Origin of the sequence: Candidatus Amarolinea dominans (genome assembly GCA_016719785.1) — a bacterium.
Taxonomy (GTDB): domain Bacteria; phylum Chloroflexota; class Anaerolineae; order SSC4; family Amarolineaceae; genus Amarolinea; species Amarolinea dominans.
In genome coordinates this window covers 90,298-105,981 of record JADJYJ010000019.1, presented here as the reverse complement: position 1 = coordinate 105,981, position 15,684 = coordinate 90,298, and the positions used below count along the sequence as shown (strand labels likewise).

The 15,684-nt window shown below is 58.3% G+C and carries 17 protein-coding genes and 1 pseudogene; all 18 read right to left on the bottom strand.

The genetic code is table 11. The annotated features are described in order from the left end of the window. Positions 1-257: 257 nt before the first annotated feature. On the bottom strand, positions 258-557 hold the full coding sequence (gene cas2 / locus IPM84_19125) for a CRISPR-associated endonuclease Cas2 (protein ID MBK9094836.1): 300 nt from the start codon (positions 555-557) through the stop codon (positions 258-260). Positions 558-581: 24 nt separating this feature from the next. Next, complete coding sequence (gene cas1d, locus IPM84_19120) at positions 582-1,652, bottom strand: type I-D CRISPR-associated endonuclease Cas1 (protein ID MBK9094835.1); 1,071 nt, start codon at positions 1,650-1,652, stop codon at positions 582-584. Then, a complete protein-coding gene (cas4, locus tag IPM84_19115; GenBank protein ID MBK9094834.1) occupies positions 1,649-2,314 on the bottom strand; it encodes a CRISPR-associated protein Cas4 in 666 nt (221 codons plus the stop codon). Before cas4 ends, cas1d begins: the two co-directional genes overlap by 4 nt. 88 nt (positions 2,315-2,402) lie before the next feature. Then, positions 2,403-4,346 carry a type I-D CRISPR-associated helicase Cas3' gene (gene cas3 / locus IPM84_19110; GenBank protein MBK9094833.1) on the bottom strand — a complete coding sequence of 648 codons (1,944 nt, stop codon included), beginning with the start codon at positions 4,344-4,346 and terminating at the stop codon, positions 2,403-2,405. After that, positions 4,238-4,507, bottom strand: a complete 270-nt coding sequence (locus IPM84_19105) for a hypothetical protein (GenBank protein MBK9094832.1) — start codon at positions 4,505-4,507, stop codon at positions 4,238-4,240. The genes cas3 and IPM84_19105 overlap by 109 nt, the downstream gene beginning before the upstream one ends. Then, the gene (locus tag IPM84_19100; protein MBK9094831.1) at positions 4,504-5,370 is read right to left on the bottom strand and encodes a CRISPR-associated protein; all 867 of its coding nucleotides are present in this window, start codon (positions 5,368-5,370) and stop codon (positions 4,504-4,506) included. Before IPM84_19100 ends, IPM84_19105 begins: the two co-directional genes overlap by 4 nt. Further along, the gene (locus tag IPM84_19095) at positions 5,367-5,741 is read right to left on the bottom strand and encodes a hypothetical protein (GenBank protein MBK9094830.1); all 375 of its coding nucleotides are present in this window, start codon (positions 5,739-5,741) and stop codon (positions 5,367-5,369) included. Before IPM84_19095 ends, IPM84_19100 begins: the two co-directional genes overlap by 4 nt. Before the next feature lie 2 nt (positions 5,742-5,743). Next, positions 5,744-6,619 carry a type III-B CRISPR module RAMP protein Cmr4 gene (gene cmr4 / locus IPM84_19090; GenBank protein ID MBK9094829.1) on the bottom strand — a complete coding sequence of 292 codons (876 nt, stop codon included), beginning with the start codon at positions 6,617-6,619 and terminating at the stop codon, positions 5,744-5,746. Beyond that, positions 6,612-9,077 (bottom strand): CRISPR-associated protein Csx11, encoded by a 2,466-nt coding sequence (locus IPM84_19085; GenBank protein MBK9094828.1) that lies wholly within the window; start codon positions 9,075-9,077, stop codon positions 6,612-6,614. The genes cmr4 and IPM84_19085 overlap by 8 nt, the downstream gene beginning before the upstream one ends. Further along, positions 9,019-9,411, bottom strand: coding sequence for a hypothetical protein (locus IPM84_19080; protein MBK9094827.1), 393 nt, complete (start codon positions 9,409-9,411; stop codon positions 9,019-9,021). The genes IPM84_19085 and IPM84_19080 overlap by 59 nt, the downstream gene beginning before the upstream one ends. Continuing rightward, positions 9,408-10,643 (bottom strand): hypothetical protein, encoded by a 1,236-nt coding sequence (locus tag IPM84_19075; GenBank protein MBK9094826.1) that lies wholly within the window; start codon positions 10,641-10,643, stop codon positions 9,408-9,410. Before IPM84_19075 ends, IPM84_19080 begins: the two co-directional genes overlap by 4 nt. Then, positions 10,640-11,179: a hypothetical protein gene (locus tag IPM84_19070; GenBank protein ID MBK9094825.1), complete on the bottom strand. Its 540-nt coding sequence runs from the start codon at positions 11,177-11,179 to the stop codon at positions 10,640-10,642. The genes IPM84_19075 and IPM84_19070 overlap by 4 nt, the downstream gene beginning before the upstream one ends. Before the next feature lie 168 nt (positions 11,180-11,347). Further along, entirely contained in the window at positions 11,348-12,601 is a 1,254-nt protein-coding gene (locus IPM84_19065) for an AAA family ATPase (protein ID MBK9094824.1), read from the bottom strand. Then, on the bottom strand, positions 12,598-13,446 hold the full coding sequence (locus IPM84_19060; GenBank protein ID MBK9094823.1) for a hypothetical protein: 849 nt from the start codon (positions 13,444-13,446) through the stop codon (positions 12,598-12,600). Before IPM84_19060 ends, IPM84_19065 begins: the two co-directional genes overlap by 4 nt. Before the next feature lie 97 nt (positions 13,447-13,543). After that, positions 13,544-13,744 carry a type III-B CRISPR module RAMP protein Cmr1 gene (cmr1, locus tag IPM84_19055; GenBank protein MBK9094822.1) on the bottom strand — a complete coding sequence of 67 codons (201 nt, stop codon included), beginning with the start codon at positions 13,742-13,744 and terminating at the stop codon, positions 13,544-13,546. Between the two features lie 194 nt (positions 13,745-13,938). Next, positions 13,939-14,187, bottom strand: a complete 249-nt coding sequence (locus tag IPM84_19050; protein MBK9094821.1) for a hypothetical protein — start codon at positions 14,185-14,187, stop codon at positions 13,939-13,941. Beyond that, positions 14,184-14,696 carry a type I-D CRISPR-associated protein Cas5/Csc1 gene (gene cas5d / locus IPM84_19045; GenBank protein MBK9094820.1) on the bottom strand — a complete coding sequence of 171 codons (513 nt, stop codon included), beginning with the start codon at positions 14,694-14,696 and terminating at the stop codon, positions 14,184-14,186. The genes IPM84_19050 and cas5d overlap by 4 nt, the downstream gene beginning before the upstream one ends. A gap of 9 nt (positions 14,697-14,705) precedes the next feature. Beyond that, positions 14,706-15,678, bottom strand: a pseudogene (gene cas7d, locus IPM84_19040) (type I-D CRISPR-associated protein Cas7/Csc2). Positions 15,679-15,684: the final 6 nt, after the last annotated feature.

Sequence of the window (15,684 nt, the reverse complement as noted above, 5' to 3'; positions counted from 1 at the left end):
GGCCGGTTCACGCATCGGCGCTCGCAACGCCCCACTTTGCCCAGGTATTATGCCATTTCAAGCACAAAATGTCAATCACGCACCTGTTCTCAATGCACTTTCAAGGCCAATTTTAGGTCGTATGCAACCCACTGCGAGCGCCTGCGCCCGATCGGCGTTGCAGACACAACAGTGAGCCGTAAATGCACCCGTCTTCACCCCGTTACGCAGCGAGCGCGACGCCAGAAGAAAGGGACTGCTCGCGCTCTCGCAAATCGTCACGGCAGGAACAGCAGGTCATCGGCCGGCGGTTGGCCGCCAACCGTCTCAACTTTCGCCACACAAGCCTCACAGAGTGGATAAAACCGCACACTATCCTGTTTTGCATCCAGGTGCTTGTTGAGTTTGCTGTGCAACAAGACAACCTGCTGTGCGGTCAGGTGACACTCGAACAGGCTGTATTGGGTCCAACGTCCAAACCCACTCAATACTTTATGCACGCGCGTGCGACGCCGATCGTTCGGTATGTCGTAAGCCACGATATAGCAGGTCTGATCACGTCTAACACCTTTGGACATTATCCCTCCGTCACCCGATCGTCACTATCGCACCACAAACGGAACATAGTCGGTCAACTCCCCCGAAACCGTCTTCGCCAGCAGGCGCGTCTGTAGTTCCAGGCAACGATAGTAGGTTGCCTTATACTTGAAGACCGGATGGGCAATTTCGGTATTGAGCCGTGTCTCGAACTGTTCAAGGAATCGTCGGCGCCCGGCATCAGTCAAGCGTGCGGAACCGAGCTCACTCTCGAAATGCTCTGGCTGCAAGATGCGATTATTGACCAGCGTCAAAACCACGGAATCCACGATGACCGGCCTGAACTCTTCCATTAAGTCTAATGCCAAGGCTTGTTTGCCATACTGCGTTGAGTGCAAATAACCCACATACGGGTCTAAACCTACGATGCTGATGGCCGAAGCAACTTTGGACGCCAGGAGCACGTAGCCGTAGCTGAGGAGCGCGTTGATTGGATCGGGCGGCGGCCGCTTGAGCCTGCCTTGCCAATCGGTTCCCAGCCCGCTGTGCAACAAGTGACCAAAGACCCCAAAATAGGCCGCGCCCGCCGCGCCCTCCAATCCGAACAGACGCCCAAGCGGTGTCCCGGTCTGCGGCTGTGACGGATCTGGCTCTGTGTCGGTCAGGGCGGTAATCTCTTCGGCCTGCTGCAAAAGGACCTGAATGGTCGCGGCGGCCTGCGCCACGTCGTCGTTTTCAAGCTTGCGATTGGAACGGAGGAGCAGGGTACGCTGGTTAGCCAGCTTCCCTGTCACAAATCGGGACGCCAGGGTAATGCGCTGGCGATAGCGCTGGCGCGCCTGGTGTTGTTGGATGCGCAGAATTCCATTCTTGCTCAATTCTGGCGTCAAATGCCCACGAAACTGACCGTAGTAGGTGCAATAGCAGATGTCGGCATGTTGTTCCAACAACGCCAGCACGGCCGGCGTGGTCAGGGTGGCATCTCCCTGCACAATCACCTGGTCCACCTTCATCAAGGGAACTCGCACCTGGCGTTTCTCCACCTGGCGCGCTTTGTCTTCCGGGATTGACACAATCAATGTATCGCCATCCAGGCGCACGGTCGAATGAGGCTCGATCAAATAGAGTGTTGTCATCTCTCACCTCGTTTCTGGTCACGGCCGGAATCCCCTGGTTTGTCTGCTGATTTCGCTGCGCCGCGGGATCCCGCTCGCGGCACACTCTGCAACATGGCCACTTCATCGGGCAGGCAGATCGGCTGCAGGCTGCAGTCGTGGCAGCGAGCCTTGACCGACGTGGGGGGCGGTCGAACGCCGGCGGCCAGCAGTGCAAAAGCCCGCCAGACCGCGGCCTCCGTGCGAGCACGTAGCTCGGGCGTCAACTCGACCCGTAGGCGGTGGCGACCGCCAAAATAGAAAATTTCGCCAGCTGGAATAGAGCGTCCGGTGCGTTCCTCCAGGCACAACGCCTGGGCGCACAATTGCACGTGATCATTGAGCCATTTGCCCAACTTGCCGTGTTTGTACTCGACCGGCACCAGCACACCATCACGCTCTTCGAGCAGGTCGGTGAAGCAGGCCAGTTTCAGACGATCGCTGTAGATATAGACGCGGCGCTGGATAGTGCGGTCGTCGGCCGTTTCATGGCCGGCAGTGTGTGCCCGCTCATGCTGCAGCGTGCCCTCAAGCACGTACGCGTTCTGTTCCATCTCGCCTTCCACGAACATGTACCAGAAGCGCCGCTCGCAGTATTCGAGTTGGTTCAGAAAGCTAATGGGTAGATAATCAGGTAGCTCCATCGTTCACGTTCCTTGTCGGGTGAATCGAGCGCTCTTCGTGGCATGAGCGCGAAGTTCATTCACACGTATCGCAGATCCTGCCGATCCATCACAAGATAATCGCGTCCGGTTTCAACCGCTCCTTGAACATGAAATATCCTTGCAGCTCCGCGTGCGCGTGGAAAGCGGCCACGCCCAGCAAGGCCCGATAGCCCTCATCGGCCGTGCCATCGGGAAAGCGCACGGTCAGCCGCTGCGACCACAGGTTTGTATCACGCAGCCGGCCGATCATGGCGCCCACGCTGTCAGGCGGTACGATCAGCATCGGCAGGAAGCGCTCGGTCAGCGCCTCCACCACCGACCGCTCCAGCGCGCCGGCCAGCAGGTCGCCGCCCGGCTCGCGCGCCTGCAAGCGAACGCCCTGCCGCGCCACCGGCGCGCCGCACCAGCGGCGCTCGAAGTCTTTGTGCTCTTCCTCGGTCTCGACCACCAGGTCCAAGACCAGCCGTGGGCTGCGCGGCTCCAGCAGCCGCACATAGAAGTCGCCGGTCAGGACTTCGACAAGCTCAGTCGAGCCATCGGTCTTGCCGGTCAGCCGCAGAAACTGCTCGCGGCTCAGGGACGCCGAGAGCTTGTAATTGCGCAGCAGGTGAAACAGGTCGTAGCTGTTGACCGTCTGGCTGGAGAACAAATGCGCCGGGTCATAGAGCACAGCGGTTGGCCCCTGAAAGGAATCGCGAAAGGCAAAGAGCGCGCGGGTGATCTCCACCTGACTCTGCACAAAGGCCCGCAGCCCTTGCTGTTGCGACCGGTCGGCCAGCAGTTCATTCAGGTGTGGCTGCAAGGCCGCCGGGTCGTAGCGTCCTGTCTCAGGCTCCAGCCACGCCAACCAGTCGGCTACGTGATGGGCAGTGTCGCGGTCGTGAGGGAGCGATCCGCTGCGGGTGGCGTATAGCCAGACTTCTCGCTTCTCCAGCTTGCTGAAGAAGCCCTTGAGGCCGCCGGCCGTACGCCGGCTGCCGGGTGCAAAGACCGCACGCACCCGCTCGTAGAGATCGTCCACTTCGTTTTGCAAATCGGGCGGCAGCATCTTGCCGACCTGATAGATGGGCCAGAAACACTCGGTGATGGCATGGCAGCGGATGTAGCCGGTGAGGCTGTGTTTGGGCGGGAGCTGGTCGCAGGCGCCAACGACGGCGGCGAACTCGCTGCGAGTGAGCGTCTCACCGTCATGGGCCGCCAGCGCGGCCGCCGCCTCGGGCAGCAGCACGGCCACGGCTTGGGCAGGCACGGTCGTCTCCGACTGGCCCAGCACCCGACCGGCCCGGCCGATGCGCTGCAACAACTCGTCGCCGTAGCGCGCGTCGCAGACCAAGAAGTCAATGTGCTGGCGTTGCTTGTCCAGTTTGACGAAGTTGTAGCCGATGTCCACCGTGGGCGTGGCCAGGATCAGACGGCGCGCGGTCGCACGCGTCCGTTCCGCGTCCGGCTCCGGCCCGGTGATGCGTCCCATGTCGGCGTTGTCCACCGTGCGCCGCAGTCGGGCATACACGTCATTGATGGCAGCCAGTGAACTGCTGATGATGGCGCCATCCTGTCCCTGACGCAGCCAATCTCCGACCTGTGCCGCGCCCGACGCCACCCATTCCCGCAGTTCACCGGCTACAATCTCAAGCGTCAACGCCGTTAGAGCAGGCATGGTCTCAAGCTTTGCGGTCTCAGGCGGCTCGTTGTCCGGCCCGATGCGCGTCCAGCGTTGGTCGAAGATGCGGTTCAGGTAGGTTACCACGGTCTGGGCCGGCGTGGCTGAGAGCAGACAGACCTTGCGCTCACGGGCTGCAAAGTAGCCGAACTGGTCGAACAGGGCAAAGGCAAAGAGGAAGTTGGCTAGCTGCTTGGCGTCGTAGTAGTGGAACTCATCCACCACGATGTAATCGAAGGCCGTCAGGAAGCGCTCGAAGACGTTGCGCCGGTCGTGTGCGCCATAGCGGAAGTAGAGCGCGTAGTAGAAGATATCGGGGTTGACCACCAGGATGATCGGCTGGCGGCGCACCGCGTCTTGCCCGTGCCGGTGTTGTAGGTGTTCATCACCAGGTCGTGCTCGCGCAGCGCCTCCAGCGTGCGCATCTGGTGATAGAGCGGCCAGCGCGCCAGCCCCAGCGGGTTGTCCCGAGCCAGTTTTTCGGCGTGGGGGAGGAGGTGAAGCGTGGTCACGGCGCTGCAGCCTCCCAGATGCCGTTGGCACCAATCTTGAACGGCAAGTCAGCCCGGGCGACGCTGCCTGGCGCATAGCATATACTGACTGATGAAAGCCGCCAGTTCTTGTCCCTGTCATCGCCATTGTTGCGCTCCCAGCCGATGAGGGGTTCCACGGGACCGCTGACGCCGGTTGCGTTGTTGGCGAGCAGATGGGCGGTGATACAGGATCTTTCTTGCCCTCTTTCATTCACTGTTATCGTCTCCCCCATCGGTTGGTCGACCTCAGCGATAGGCTGTAGGGGCAAACCGTTTACCATCTGCACCCGTCCCCAGCCGTAGCCCCGTTCGCCGCCAAATTGGAGTTTGTGGAGGGCGCTTGGCCAGTTTTCCAAAACAGGGGGCAGTGCAGTTTGCACATGCTTCACATACAAAGAGCCGCTGAGGTACACGGGATGGCCGTTCCGCGTGTGGGGGGCGATAAACTCGGTCTCGTGGAGCAGGCCATCCTCGGCCGATTGGCTGGGATAGTTCAGAGCCGTACTGGTGTAGCTGTCCAGGAAGAGGTAGTCGAAGTCGTCTTCCCAGGGGTAGTGAACGGCCACGTCAGCCTGGCTTTCCACGACTCTATTGGAATCCTTGGGCACAGCGGGATAGAGATAGGTAAAGCGAAAATGGGTTTGTAGCGCTTTCCCATTGTCTTGATACGCTTTGCCCTTTGCCCCGTCCCCTGCTTCCCGGGTGAGGCGGGCGGTGAGGGCCGCCCACAGGTTTTTGCCCGGCACATAGCCCCGGGTCTGCTGCAAGTTGCTCACCTTGCGCCAGCCGATGTGCAGGGGGCCTTGCAGGCGAAAGACGAGGTCGTACTTTGCCCAGCTCATTTGCCTGCCGCCTTTGCCCCGTAGCGGGCGTAGATCAGGGTTTGCTCGTAGAGATCTTTTACCAGCAGCAGGGTGTCCAGGTCGTCGCAGACGGTGTCGCTGAAGAACTGGAGGGCGTTGGCGTCGGTGACCTGGCTGTTGGCGAAGGCAGGCAGTTCTTTGAGCAGGTTATAGAGGTGAGGGCGAGTCTTTTCCGCCAGGCCTTTCTCGTTGCCGCTGCGGGAAGACAGAAAGAGCATACAGGCGTAAACCCCCTGCTCTTGTAAGACGCCCAGTGTTTTGGTGACCAGGTTTTCAATGTCGGCTTTGCCATCGGCGACGATTTTCTGGGCGCATTGAGCCGCCAGTTGGTCGAGGTTGAGTGCAGTCATTTCTATACCTCCCAGTGGGCTTCTGTGCGCACCCGACCAAAGCCCCGGGTGCCCATGCCGCCGATGCCGAGCATTTCGGCCAGTTTCAACCCTGCGGTGACGACATCCAGTGGACGCGTGTGGCTTAGTTCTTTCGCCTTTTCATGACTTGCGGGAAATGCGCCGCTGAAGTCATCCTCCACCACATCCAGCCAGAGGATGGCAGCCCGGGGGATGGCTTCGTAGGTGAAGAGAGCCTTGTCCGCAGCCGCGCCGGTTTCAGGGTCGATGCTGACGGATGTACGCACCTCCAGATTGCTATTGACGATCTGGCTGAAAAGCTTGTCCGAAACGAGGACTGCGCTTGGCTTGATGCTGTCTGGAACTTTAGCTGGCAAATCAAACGTGCCGTCCTCTTTTTCCAGCATCAGCCAGCCCAGGTTGAGGTGTTCCTTGCCCGCAGTTCCCTTGACTTTGTTATCGGCCACGCTGGCGGTGATTCCGAACTCGGCCAGAACGCTGGGGCAGGTGACCCAGACCGGCCCGGCCAGGGAGTAGACGGGGAATAGCAGCAGGCGGCCGTCGCCGATGCTGACGTGGCCGCTTTGCCCGCCATCCTGACCCTTGAGATAACCAAAGGTATAGCAGATGGGGCATTGGGGGTCTTTGCAGTGTACACTCTTGCCCTGTCCGCTGCCCGCACAGGAGATCTTTTCATAGCGGGTGGCCGCGTATTGGCGGATGGCGCCGTGCAGAGCTGTGCCGGGTATCTTTGGCAACTTCGTGCCTGGCTCGCGCACGATGCTCAGGTCGACGCGGCCCAGGCGGTTGCCGCCGGCGCCTACGTGCAGCGGGTCCAGGGTCATCAGCAGGTAACGTTCTGGCTGATAGTTACTCATTGGGTTGTTCCTCCGTTTGTAGGTCTTCTTTCATGATGCTGACGTGGAGTTCGATGGTGTCGGTGAGCAAGCCGTTGATCGCCCAGGCGGTGAGTTGATCGGCCTTGTCTTTGGGGAGCCTCTTCTTGCCCTCTTTGGTCTTTGCCGTGAGCAGGCTCGTGGGCCATTTTGTGGTCAAAACCACGTCGCGACAGAAACGTTGGAAGGTCTCATCTGTGAGGGATTGGGCGGGCGAATCACTGAACCAGGCCGCCCGTTTTTCTTCGACGGCATCGCGCAGGGCGTAGAGCTGGCTCTTGCTGAGCTTGTGCAGCATGCCCCAGGCGGCATTGATCTCGTCGAGCTGGTCGAGCCGATACGGGAGGGTGAAGCTGTCGCGCCGTTTGCCGTCTTCATCATAGGCAATCTCGAAGCGTTGGGCGGCGCTCTCCAACCACTGGAAATCGAGGGTGGCCGGGGTGAAGTAGACCTGATCGCCCTCTTTGAGTTCGCCGGCGTGGATGAGCCAACATTCCTTGGTCTTGTTGTCTCCGGTTGGGCGCAATCCTTTGAAAGTGCGCAGCCGTTGCTGGGGGTTGCTGAAACCACTCTGGATGAAGACGTAGGGATACCAGTTGTCGGGGGTGACGCCATCGCCCATGACGGCAGGGACGTACCAGGTGAGGGAACGTCCGTTCTGCTCCAGTTCCACTGTGACCGTTTGGTTGAAGTGCTGTGTGCCTTGAGCCAGATCTGCTTTTTCGTCAGGCAGCGGCCCTGTCTGGGCATCGCGCTTCACTGTCCACACTTCATCGTCCATCATTCCTGACTTGTACTTCAACATGCGCCGTCCTGCATCCAGCGCGCTCCGCAGCGGGGTGCGGCGCTGGAAGTAGACGATGCCCAAATGCAGGGGCAGGCGGTTGCGCACCTTGCCCATCTCTCGTTCGTATTTGGTGTGGATGGTTTCGACCACGGCTAACGCTTTGTCAGCGGGGACGAGAGTCATAAAGGTGCGGGGTTGGGCCAGGATGGGGATGGTGGCAGCGTAGGCCGCGTCCTGATAATCAACGTCGGCGATTTTGATGCCGAGTTGTTTGTTCTTCTCGTCGTCAGAGATGAGTTGGAAGTTCTCTTCCTTATTGGTTTCCAACCAGGTTCCTACGGCAAGGGCGGCATCCTCGGGCGTCTTGCGGTTCTCCCCTTTGACACCGAGTTGAATGGCCGTGTAGGAAAGGTTGTCAATACTGATCAGATGGGACCCATCCCAAAGAACGCGCATACGTGTCTGGCCGCGTAGATCCAACTCGTAAGTTTGGTTCGTGGTCAAGCCGGACGTATCCGCCAAGCGGATCAGCAGGCGCCGGCGATTGTCGGAAAGAGTTCGGTTGATGTGATCCTGATTGTGTTGCCAGAAGGTTTGGGTGGTGCGCCAGACGCGGCGCAGGCGGGCAAAGGACGGCGTCTTGGTCACAGCCGGAATGCCGGCAGTAGGTCCTTGTACCAGCATCGTTTGCACCAGAATTCCATCCAGCCAATGGGTCAGGTCAAATGTGCCGATGATGAGGGCAATGCGGCCGTTGCTGTCCGCTACTTCATCCAGCCAGATCGTTTTGCTTTGGTCTTGTAGCCATTCAACCACCCGACCCTTGCGCCGATCACCACAGATCTGGCAATAATCCAATTGTTTGTTGACGCAGGGACGCAGCCCGCAGATGGGGCAGACTTGCTGTGTTTCGCTTCGCCAAGTCTCACTGATGATGCTGGCATCACTTTGCAATGTCATCGGCGCTGACAAGATAGCCCCAGCCGGTGGAATTTGATCGTTGCCCTGTCGATCAGGGTCTTGTCCCCACCAGGCAGTGGGATCGAGCGTCACCTGCGGAACAATTTCTCCGTCGGTAGCAAACTGATGCTCGATATGAGTCAGCAATGGTTGACCGCCGCCACCTTGCAAAGCAAGCAAGTTAGGCACGTCTGGCACAACATAAAGAGAACCGTTCTCGTCCCGGTACACTTCGGTTGCCAAAGGATATGTTTCTTCGAGAAGGATTTGCACATCGTTGATGGCGACTTGGAGCGTGTTTTGCCGCGCAGCGAGATCTGGCAGGCGGGAAACGTTGGTCAGATAAGCCAGGGCATCGGTGCGGATGCCAAGCAATTGCCAACGCAAGTCTCGATTGGCCGGTTGGTGTCCAAGCAAAACAGCGGCGACGCTGCTTTTATACAATGCGCCTACCAGCAAACCCCAGTCCCACAGGTTAATTTCATTTATTGGGCGGCGGGTATCGGCGCCTACGATCGTGAATAGATTGTCCACGTTAGCCAACAGTTGTTGGCGATAAGTTGTCGTGTAGCCGGCTAAACTCCCCCAAGGCAAGCCCCACAAGTTGCTTGTCAGAGAAGTTCCAACGGCCCTTTCAAAAGCCAAAGGCGGTACTGATTTGCGTTCCCGGATAGTTTTGTTTGCTGCCATCATCAGGTTCCTGCTTGTCAAAATGGGCCGTATTGTGGCAGCGGGATAGGTATTGCATTAAGAAAGATGCACTACTATCTGCGTATTTTCCTTCCCAATCGTTGAGCAAAGTGATTAACGATTCGCCAATAGACTGTGCTGATAGAGTCGTTGACGTGAGTATAGGAAAATGATTGCCTAATTGATTGCGGGGTAATCCATGAGCATTTCTTGGCCTATTAGCCGATTTATCCTGTAGTTGTTCTTCAGAAGATTTGCGATAGTCATGCAGCCATCCAATAGCTTCTGCCAGTAGAATGGCCTCGCGGTGTTGGGCGAGTTGGTCTAGTTGGCTCATCGGATTTGCTCCTTTGGCCAGGGCAGGCTGGCAATCGTCGCAGTGAGTTCGGCGAAATTTCTGAACGACCGCGTCGTCATTGGTGCAGGCGGGGTCGCAGTCGCAGCCTCCCAGTCAGCCAGTTCCGCCTGATATGACGCCAGATTGCCCTGGTATTCCTGGTAGAGTGCCTTGGCCTCTTTTGTTTGCTGCCTCACTGAGTTTGGCACGCCGGCATCCTTAAGCTGGTTAGGCTTCATGTCCAGATATTCCGCTGGATAACCCGCCAGGAATCGTTGCACAGACTCTGGATATGCGGGCGCTTGCGGTCTGGGCTTCTGGGTTGTTGCAGCGTCGGGATAGTGGATCACAAGCTGGCCTTCGCCATTCAGTTCCGCCAGACCAAAGCCGCTGCTGGTTTTGGCGCCGAAGCCGTAAACGGTCAACATCGCTTCCAACCCCGCGGCCACCAATTGCAGTTCGGCGAAGACCTGGCGGCGGGTTTCGGCTTCATCCTGGCCGATGCGGTCCAGTGGTGTGTAGAGCAGGGTGAAGGCGCCGGTTGTCCCAGCCGGGACGCATTCCATCAGGATGGGTTGGGAACCGGCCCCCGTGGTCCGGTCGTGGGGGTTGATCACTTCCAGACTGAGCCGGTCGAAGAAGGTGGGATAGAAGTAGAGACGGCCCTGTTCGCCTGAATCGTCGTTGTCGTTGGCTGCGCCAAACAGTTGCAGCAAAGCAGGTTCGCCATTACCCCAATCGTTTCGCTGGCGCACGGCCGCACGCAGCGCCCCCTTCCACTGCGTCGAAGCCACGTAGGGCAGCTTGAAGACCCACTCCTTTTTCACCGGGTTGTCCAGCAGATGCAGTGCCGTGTCATCTTTGCTGAGGTAGGGGCTGGTGAGGGTGAAACGCAAGGAGATACTGAAACTGCCTGCCGGCAGCAAAGACAAATCGGGTAATGTCTCAATCTGGTCGCGATAATGCTGCAATCGCTCGTGCAAATAGTCTTGAAACACCTGTCGTTTGTATAGCTCGCTCAATCCTCCGGGTTCCCGGCGTGTACCCGTGCGGGCATACTCTTTATCGCCCAGCAGGCTCAGGGCCGAGAGGGCGACGCGGGCGGAGAGATCGGAAATGTCATGCGGGTAGGGACTCTCGGTCGCTTTGAGTAAATAGTCGATGACTGCTTTTTCAGAGCGTTGGGATGAATCGAAAAAGGAATGGGCAGCCCAATAATCATAGTTGGTCATTTCTTTTCTGCCCCCAAGAAATTCAACGCGGCCAGCAGAGGGGCAAAAATATCTTGTTTGTCTCCATCCGCGGCGTTGGCAACCACTTTGCTGGCAAATGTGGCTGGCGACGTGTGTTCCTGGATCACGGCTGCGTACAAACGCACATAATCTTTGGCCTCGCGTACCGGAATGCCATTTTCTTGCAAGAGCGCAGGAATACGATCGGTTACTTTGCGGATGATCTGTTCCGGGCTGGTCTGCCACTGTTTTTTGCGCAAGAGAGCAGCGGCGGTTGTTTCCCGCAAGGCGAGCACCAACACATAATCATCTATGGTGGCATTAGTAAAGCCTTCTTGCCACTTGAAGGTGGACAGGTGCAGCGCAAGATGCAGGTCGGGATTGGCCAACGCCAACCAATGAACATTCGGGTATGTAGTATGGGGCTGAAGTTGCACCGTTACGGGAAAATGCCGTCGGTTCAACATTTCTTGCACGGCTCCGGTAACGCTTTGGACAATGCTCTCAGGCGTCTCCCCTTCGTCCACATCACGCATGACAAGAACTCGAATCGGTTTGGGTTGATTGAGAAACGGCTCAAGCGTTTCCTGCCATTTGATTGTTGACTTGCGCTTTGCCCTGACCTTTGCTTTTGGGATTGGCTAAGTCAGCGAATTTCTCAACAATGTTCTTTTCCGTTTGGCCTTCACAAAAGAGGTAAACGCTCATTCTTCTGCCTCCGCTGACAAACGGAACTGCACAGGCGGCACAAACTCACCCCATACCCGCGGGTCCAGGCCAGTTTCCAGCCAGGCGAGCAAATTGGCGGATTCAAACCAGGTGGATTGCAGCTGGCCTTGCTGCAAGTTGAGCAAGAAGGCAATGGTCTCATCAGGTGATAAGGCTTCTTCCTGTAACATCTGGGTCAGGTGCGCAATCACTTCCAAACTGTGGGAGACCATAAAGATCTGGATCGGTTTTCCGCGCACAATGTCGGCTACTGCGCGCAGCAGTTTGCCGAGTGTTTGCGGGTTCTGGAACATTTCCGGTTCTTCCCAGAGTAACAGACCCGGCGCAGTGGGTGTGGCGAGATGCGCAAGGGCAATCAGCGGCGTGAGGAGTTTGAAGGCGGCGCGGGCCCCATCGCCCCAGGCGTCGATGGGCACGGCCGTACTCTCTTCGGGCGCAATCCAGCCTTGAATGGCCTGCACTTCCTGCTTGATCGGCAAGAATTGCACAGTAAAGGGGGTGGATAAATCAAAAATACGGCCGAAGCGTTGGGCTATTTTTTGTGTCCAACCGGGTACAGTCGCCAACATTTCTTCGTAAAACGCTGCCGGGATATGTTCCTGTACGCTGAGCATATCGTAATAAAGCACGTGATTGGCTGGGGGAAGCTCGCCTGTCACCCACCAACTGGCGCTCCCCTTGTAAAAATAGGTCAGTTCGCGCTGCCAGCAAATAACAAGTTGTTGATCTGCTGTCCACGTTTCTGCGGGATGGCCTGTTAGCTGGCCGGCCAGTTCGGTCAAGCGCATGGCCTGCTCCGTGTTGGTTGACAGGCGAAACAGATTGATGTGCTGGGCCTCGCTCTCAGCCAACGGGTTAGTATCGGCAGCCAAATCAAAGGTGCGGATGGGCAACTGCTCATCGGCGACAGTCACTTGCACAATTTCCTGGTTGAAACGGTTGCTTCCGTTGACGCCGTTCCCAAGTTTATGCCTTTGGGCCAGGTGGCCGGATGGACGCTGGTTGAGCATATCTTTGGCCGGTAAAGTGATGGGGTAGCTTTCGGAGCGACCGTCAGCGGACACCACCAGACTGCCAGGGCGGTTGGCGGTCGCAGCCAAATAGATAGTCTCCAACACTGCCGACTTACCCGCATTGTTCGGCCCCACAAACAGATTGAACTGGCGTAAGCGCTCCAGTTTGCCTGTGCCAATGCCTCGAAAATTGCGAATCTCTAGTTGCTCTATCATCTCTGCACCTCGGCGAGTGATGGCTCGCGAACGAATTGTTGCACCTGTGCGCTGGTTACGGGCTGAAAAAATGTAGCTGCAGGGGCATATAAAACCTCTGCCGCGCGATAACGAACATTCAATGCCCGTAGCCACATCTCCGGTTTTCCCAAAACAGTTTGCAGGCGCTGCTGTACTTCTTGCTGCTGAGCCTGCCCTACTTGTGGAGGATAAGCCCAACCGCGTATCTGCCAGCTTGGTGAGTCAGGCAATTGATAAGCCCAGCTCAACGCAATTTTGCTGCGGCTGCGCTCGTCACCCCGCAGTGTCCCAAAAAACTGGTGCGGTAACGCGCCAGATGACCATTGCTGACCATAACGTAGCACATTTCTCAGCGCCGGAGTTGTGGGCATGATGTGGTGACGCAATAGCCCGTCTACGGCATTCCGATAGCGACTATCACGGGCGAGTGAACCGATACCGGGAACGTCGCGCCACCAATCATCGCGCTGCGGCTCAAAATTCAGGGTAAAAAAGGTGAATGTGCGCAAATCAGGCAGGGCGTGAGTGCTCGAACCGTTGCCAGTGACATCCCACTCGTAGGTTGATTGGGGTTGGTTTTTTACGTCAACGATCTCAAACAAACCATAGCCAAGTTGCGGCCGTGCCCCCAAGCTTCCACACCGGGCGGCAAATTGGATGAGGGCCAATACCTGTGCCTGGGTACCTTCATCAGCGGTAATTTTGAGATGGAATGTTCCCATTTGCCCGGCGTTCAGATACCACCCCCGATTACGGTCAGGCGGCTTGACATTGATTTGTCCACCTGACCAGGTTTCAGTTAGGTCATGACTATCGATTACCAACCGAAAGCGCCGTTGCCAACCAGTACACCCAAACAAGCGACAAACAGGGCACACACCGGCCAAGCCATCTTCAACATTCTTCGTTTTCTCATAGGCCTTAGTGTCGAATTGACAGCGCTCTGCCGTCCTTTCTGAGGTTGGATCGCGCGCACTCCCCCAACCCGCGCACAATCGCCTCGTACCACCAGCGCAGGCTGCCGAGGATGCCGGTCTCGTGGATGCGGTCCATGGCGCCGTCCACGCCGCCGGTCCACAGGGGGGTCAGGGTGCGAATGGTGATGTTCAGTGGTTCGGTCATTGGGTGTTCTCCGCAGTCGTCACATGAGTTCCTGGTTTTCCACATCCTTGCGCTTGCAGCATGTTGACCTTCTTCCGGGTTTGCCTGCGCGCGAACGGACGCTTGGAGCGCAGAGGCGCGTACGCCGGCAGCACAATAACGGCAATCTCTGTTTCTTGTGTCGCTTTATGCGGCAGGAGACGACTCTGATTGTATCACGGCAGCCGCTCGACCGCGAATTGCATCCCCACCGGCAGCATCACCCCATCCGCCAGCCGATAGAACCGCCCGCTCAACAGTGCGTTGCGCACCAGCGGCGTGGGCGGCACGCTGACCAGGTCGAAGGCGCGCAGTCGCATCCCCGCCGGCAGGTCAGCCGGGCTGAGCAGGAAGGGCACGACCTGGTTGGTGCGCTCCTCCTCTTGATAGCTGACCTCGGCCACATCCACCCGCGCTTTGCTCATGAACTTGCCCAGGCGCACGTAGCAGGAATGCTCTGCGGCTGGCCGCTGAGTACGTAAGCTGCAGCGCGGTTGCCGATGGCCAGCAGACGGATGCGGCCATGCTGCGGCCGGTTCTCCAGCCCCACCTTTTGCCGCCGGCCATCCGGCCAGAGAACGTACCAGGCCTGGCCGCTTTTCTCGGTCCAGGCACCGTCGGGTCGGGTGACGATAACGTTGTTAGCGAAGGCGTACCAGTAGGCGTCGGCCTGCGCGTTGAACTGGCTCAACGTGAAGCGCGGCTGGCCAGTGATGGTGCCCGGCGTGACGTACAGCCCCTGTTCGTTCAGCGCAGTCAGATGCGCCCGGTAGTGGATTACGCTGTCATTGAAGTAAGACGCTTGACAGAAGCCGCAGGCATAGGCCAGGGCGATGTTGCCCAGCAGCGGTTCGGTCTGATATATGGCGCTCACCTCACGGCTGCTGAAGAAGGTGGCCTCCAGCAGTGTCAGCTCGCAGCGATAGATATGCATGGCCGCCTCCTAGCTGCGCGGGCCGTACAGTTTGCTCGTCCGCTCCAGCGTGGCCTTGACCGCGTTCTCATCTCCGTACAGCGCCGTGATCTCGTCCACCAGGCTGACGACCTCCTCGGCCGAAAGCACGGTCACCCGGCCTACCACGCGCTTGATCAGGTCGGTCGAGGCGGCTCGTACGGCACCAGTCACCGCGTTCAGGGCGGGCGGGAAGTCCGGCTCGCTGCCCCCGTTGCGCGAGCGATCGTAGACCGCCTGGGTCAGTTCCAGGTTACTGAAGATTTCCGTGTCACTGAAGATCACCCCGACCAACACGTTCTTCACCTTACCGATGCGCGAGGAGATGGCGCCGTAGCGGCTGGAGCGCAATAGGTTGCCCAGCACGTAGCGGAACTCGTCGGCGGTCAGGTCGCGCAGTGTCTCGATGTCCAAGAAGATAGACTCGGGCTTGACATACTCATCGGTGCCAATGCTGTGGGAAGGCTTGCCGGTCTCCGGGTCGCGCATAGTGCCGTTGTCGAACAGGGCATTGAACTGCTTGGTGTCCACCCCGCTGCTGGCCGCGTGCAGACTGAAGGCGTCGTCGGTGACCACGCGCGATTTCTGCGCCGCCGCCGCCGGCCGCATAGCCATAGATCATGCAGTCCATACACTTCTCGCAGGGGTTGTTGCGGTTCAACGAACAGACGCCGCTCTTGTCGTCCTTGGCGAAGAGCAGCTCATGGCTGCGCAGCAGTTCGCGGCCGGTGCGGCGCTCCACGGCTGTCTGCTTGCGCTTGCTGATCACCACACGCTGGATCACCTCGTCCCCGGCCAGGCCGGCGTGGACGAATTCTTTGTTCAGTGGTTCGCCGCTACCCTCGGTGCGGAAAATGGCTTCGGACTCGACGCGGCGCAACACTAGCAGACTGATGTAGCGCCCCTGCGGGTAGTTGCTGTAGGTGGGCAAAAAATGATTGGCATACTGGTTGATGATGGACATGGTAAC

Excerpts from the sequence above, each read along its gene's own strand:
- IPM84_19070 (MBK9094825.1), bottom strand. The coding sequence starts at position 11,179 with ATGCGTGATGTGGACGAAGGGGAGACGCCTGAGAGCATTGTCCAAAGC.
- cmr4 (MBK9094829.1), bottom strand. The coding sequence starts at position 6,619 with ATGAGTAACTATCAGCCAGAACGTTACCTGCTGATGACCCTGGACCCG.
- IPM84_19075 (MBK9094826.1), bottom strand. The coding sequence starts at position 10,643 with ATGACCAACTATGATTATTGGGCTGCCCATTCCTTTTTCGATTCATCC.
- cas5d (MBK9094820.1), bottom strand. The coding sequence starts at position 14,696 with ATGCATATCTATCGCTGCGAGCTGACACTGCTGGAGGCCACCTTCTTC.
- IPM84_19100 (MBK9094831.1), bottom strand. The coding sequence starts at position 5,370 with ATGAGCTGGGCAAAGTACGACCTCGTCTTTCGCCTGCAAGGCCCCCTG.
- cas4 (MBK9094834.1), bottom strand. The coding sequence starts at position 2,314 with ATGGAGCTACCTGATTATCTACCCATTAGCTTTCTGAACCAACTCGAA.
- IPM84_19095 (MBK9094830.1), bottom strand. The coding sequence starts at position 5,741 with ATGACTGCACTCAACCTCGACCAACTGGCGGCTCAATGCGCCCAGAAA.
- IPM84_19080 (MBK9094827.1), bottom strand. The coding sequence starts at position 9,411 with ATGAGCCAACTAGACCAACTCGCCCAACACCGCGAGGCCATTCTACTG.
- IPM84_19085 (MBK9094828.1), bottom strand. The coding sequence starts at position 9,077 with ATGATGGCAGCAAACAAAACTATCCGGGAACGCAAATCAGTACCGCCT.
- IPM84_19065 (MBK9094824.1), bottom strand. The coding sequence starts at position 12,601 with ATGATAGAGCAACTAGAGATTCGCAATTTTCGAGGCATTGGCACAGGC.
- cmr1 (MBK9094822.1), bottom strand. The coding sequence starts at position 13,744 with ATGACCGAACCACTGAACATCACCATTCGCACCCTGACCCCCCTGTGG.
- IPM84_19050 (MBK9094821.1), bottom strand. The coding sequence starts at position 14,187 with ATGAGCAAAGCGCGGGTGGATGTGGCCGAGGTCAGCTATCAAGAGGAG.
- cas1d (MBK9094835.1), bottom strand. The coding sequence starts at position 1,652 with ATGACAACACTCTATTTGATCGAGCCTCATTCGACCGTGCGCCTGGAT.
- cas2 (MBK9094836.1), bottom strand. The coding sequence starts at position 557 with ATGTCCAAAGGTGTTAGACGTGATCAGACCTGCTATATCGTGGCTTAC.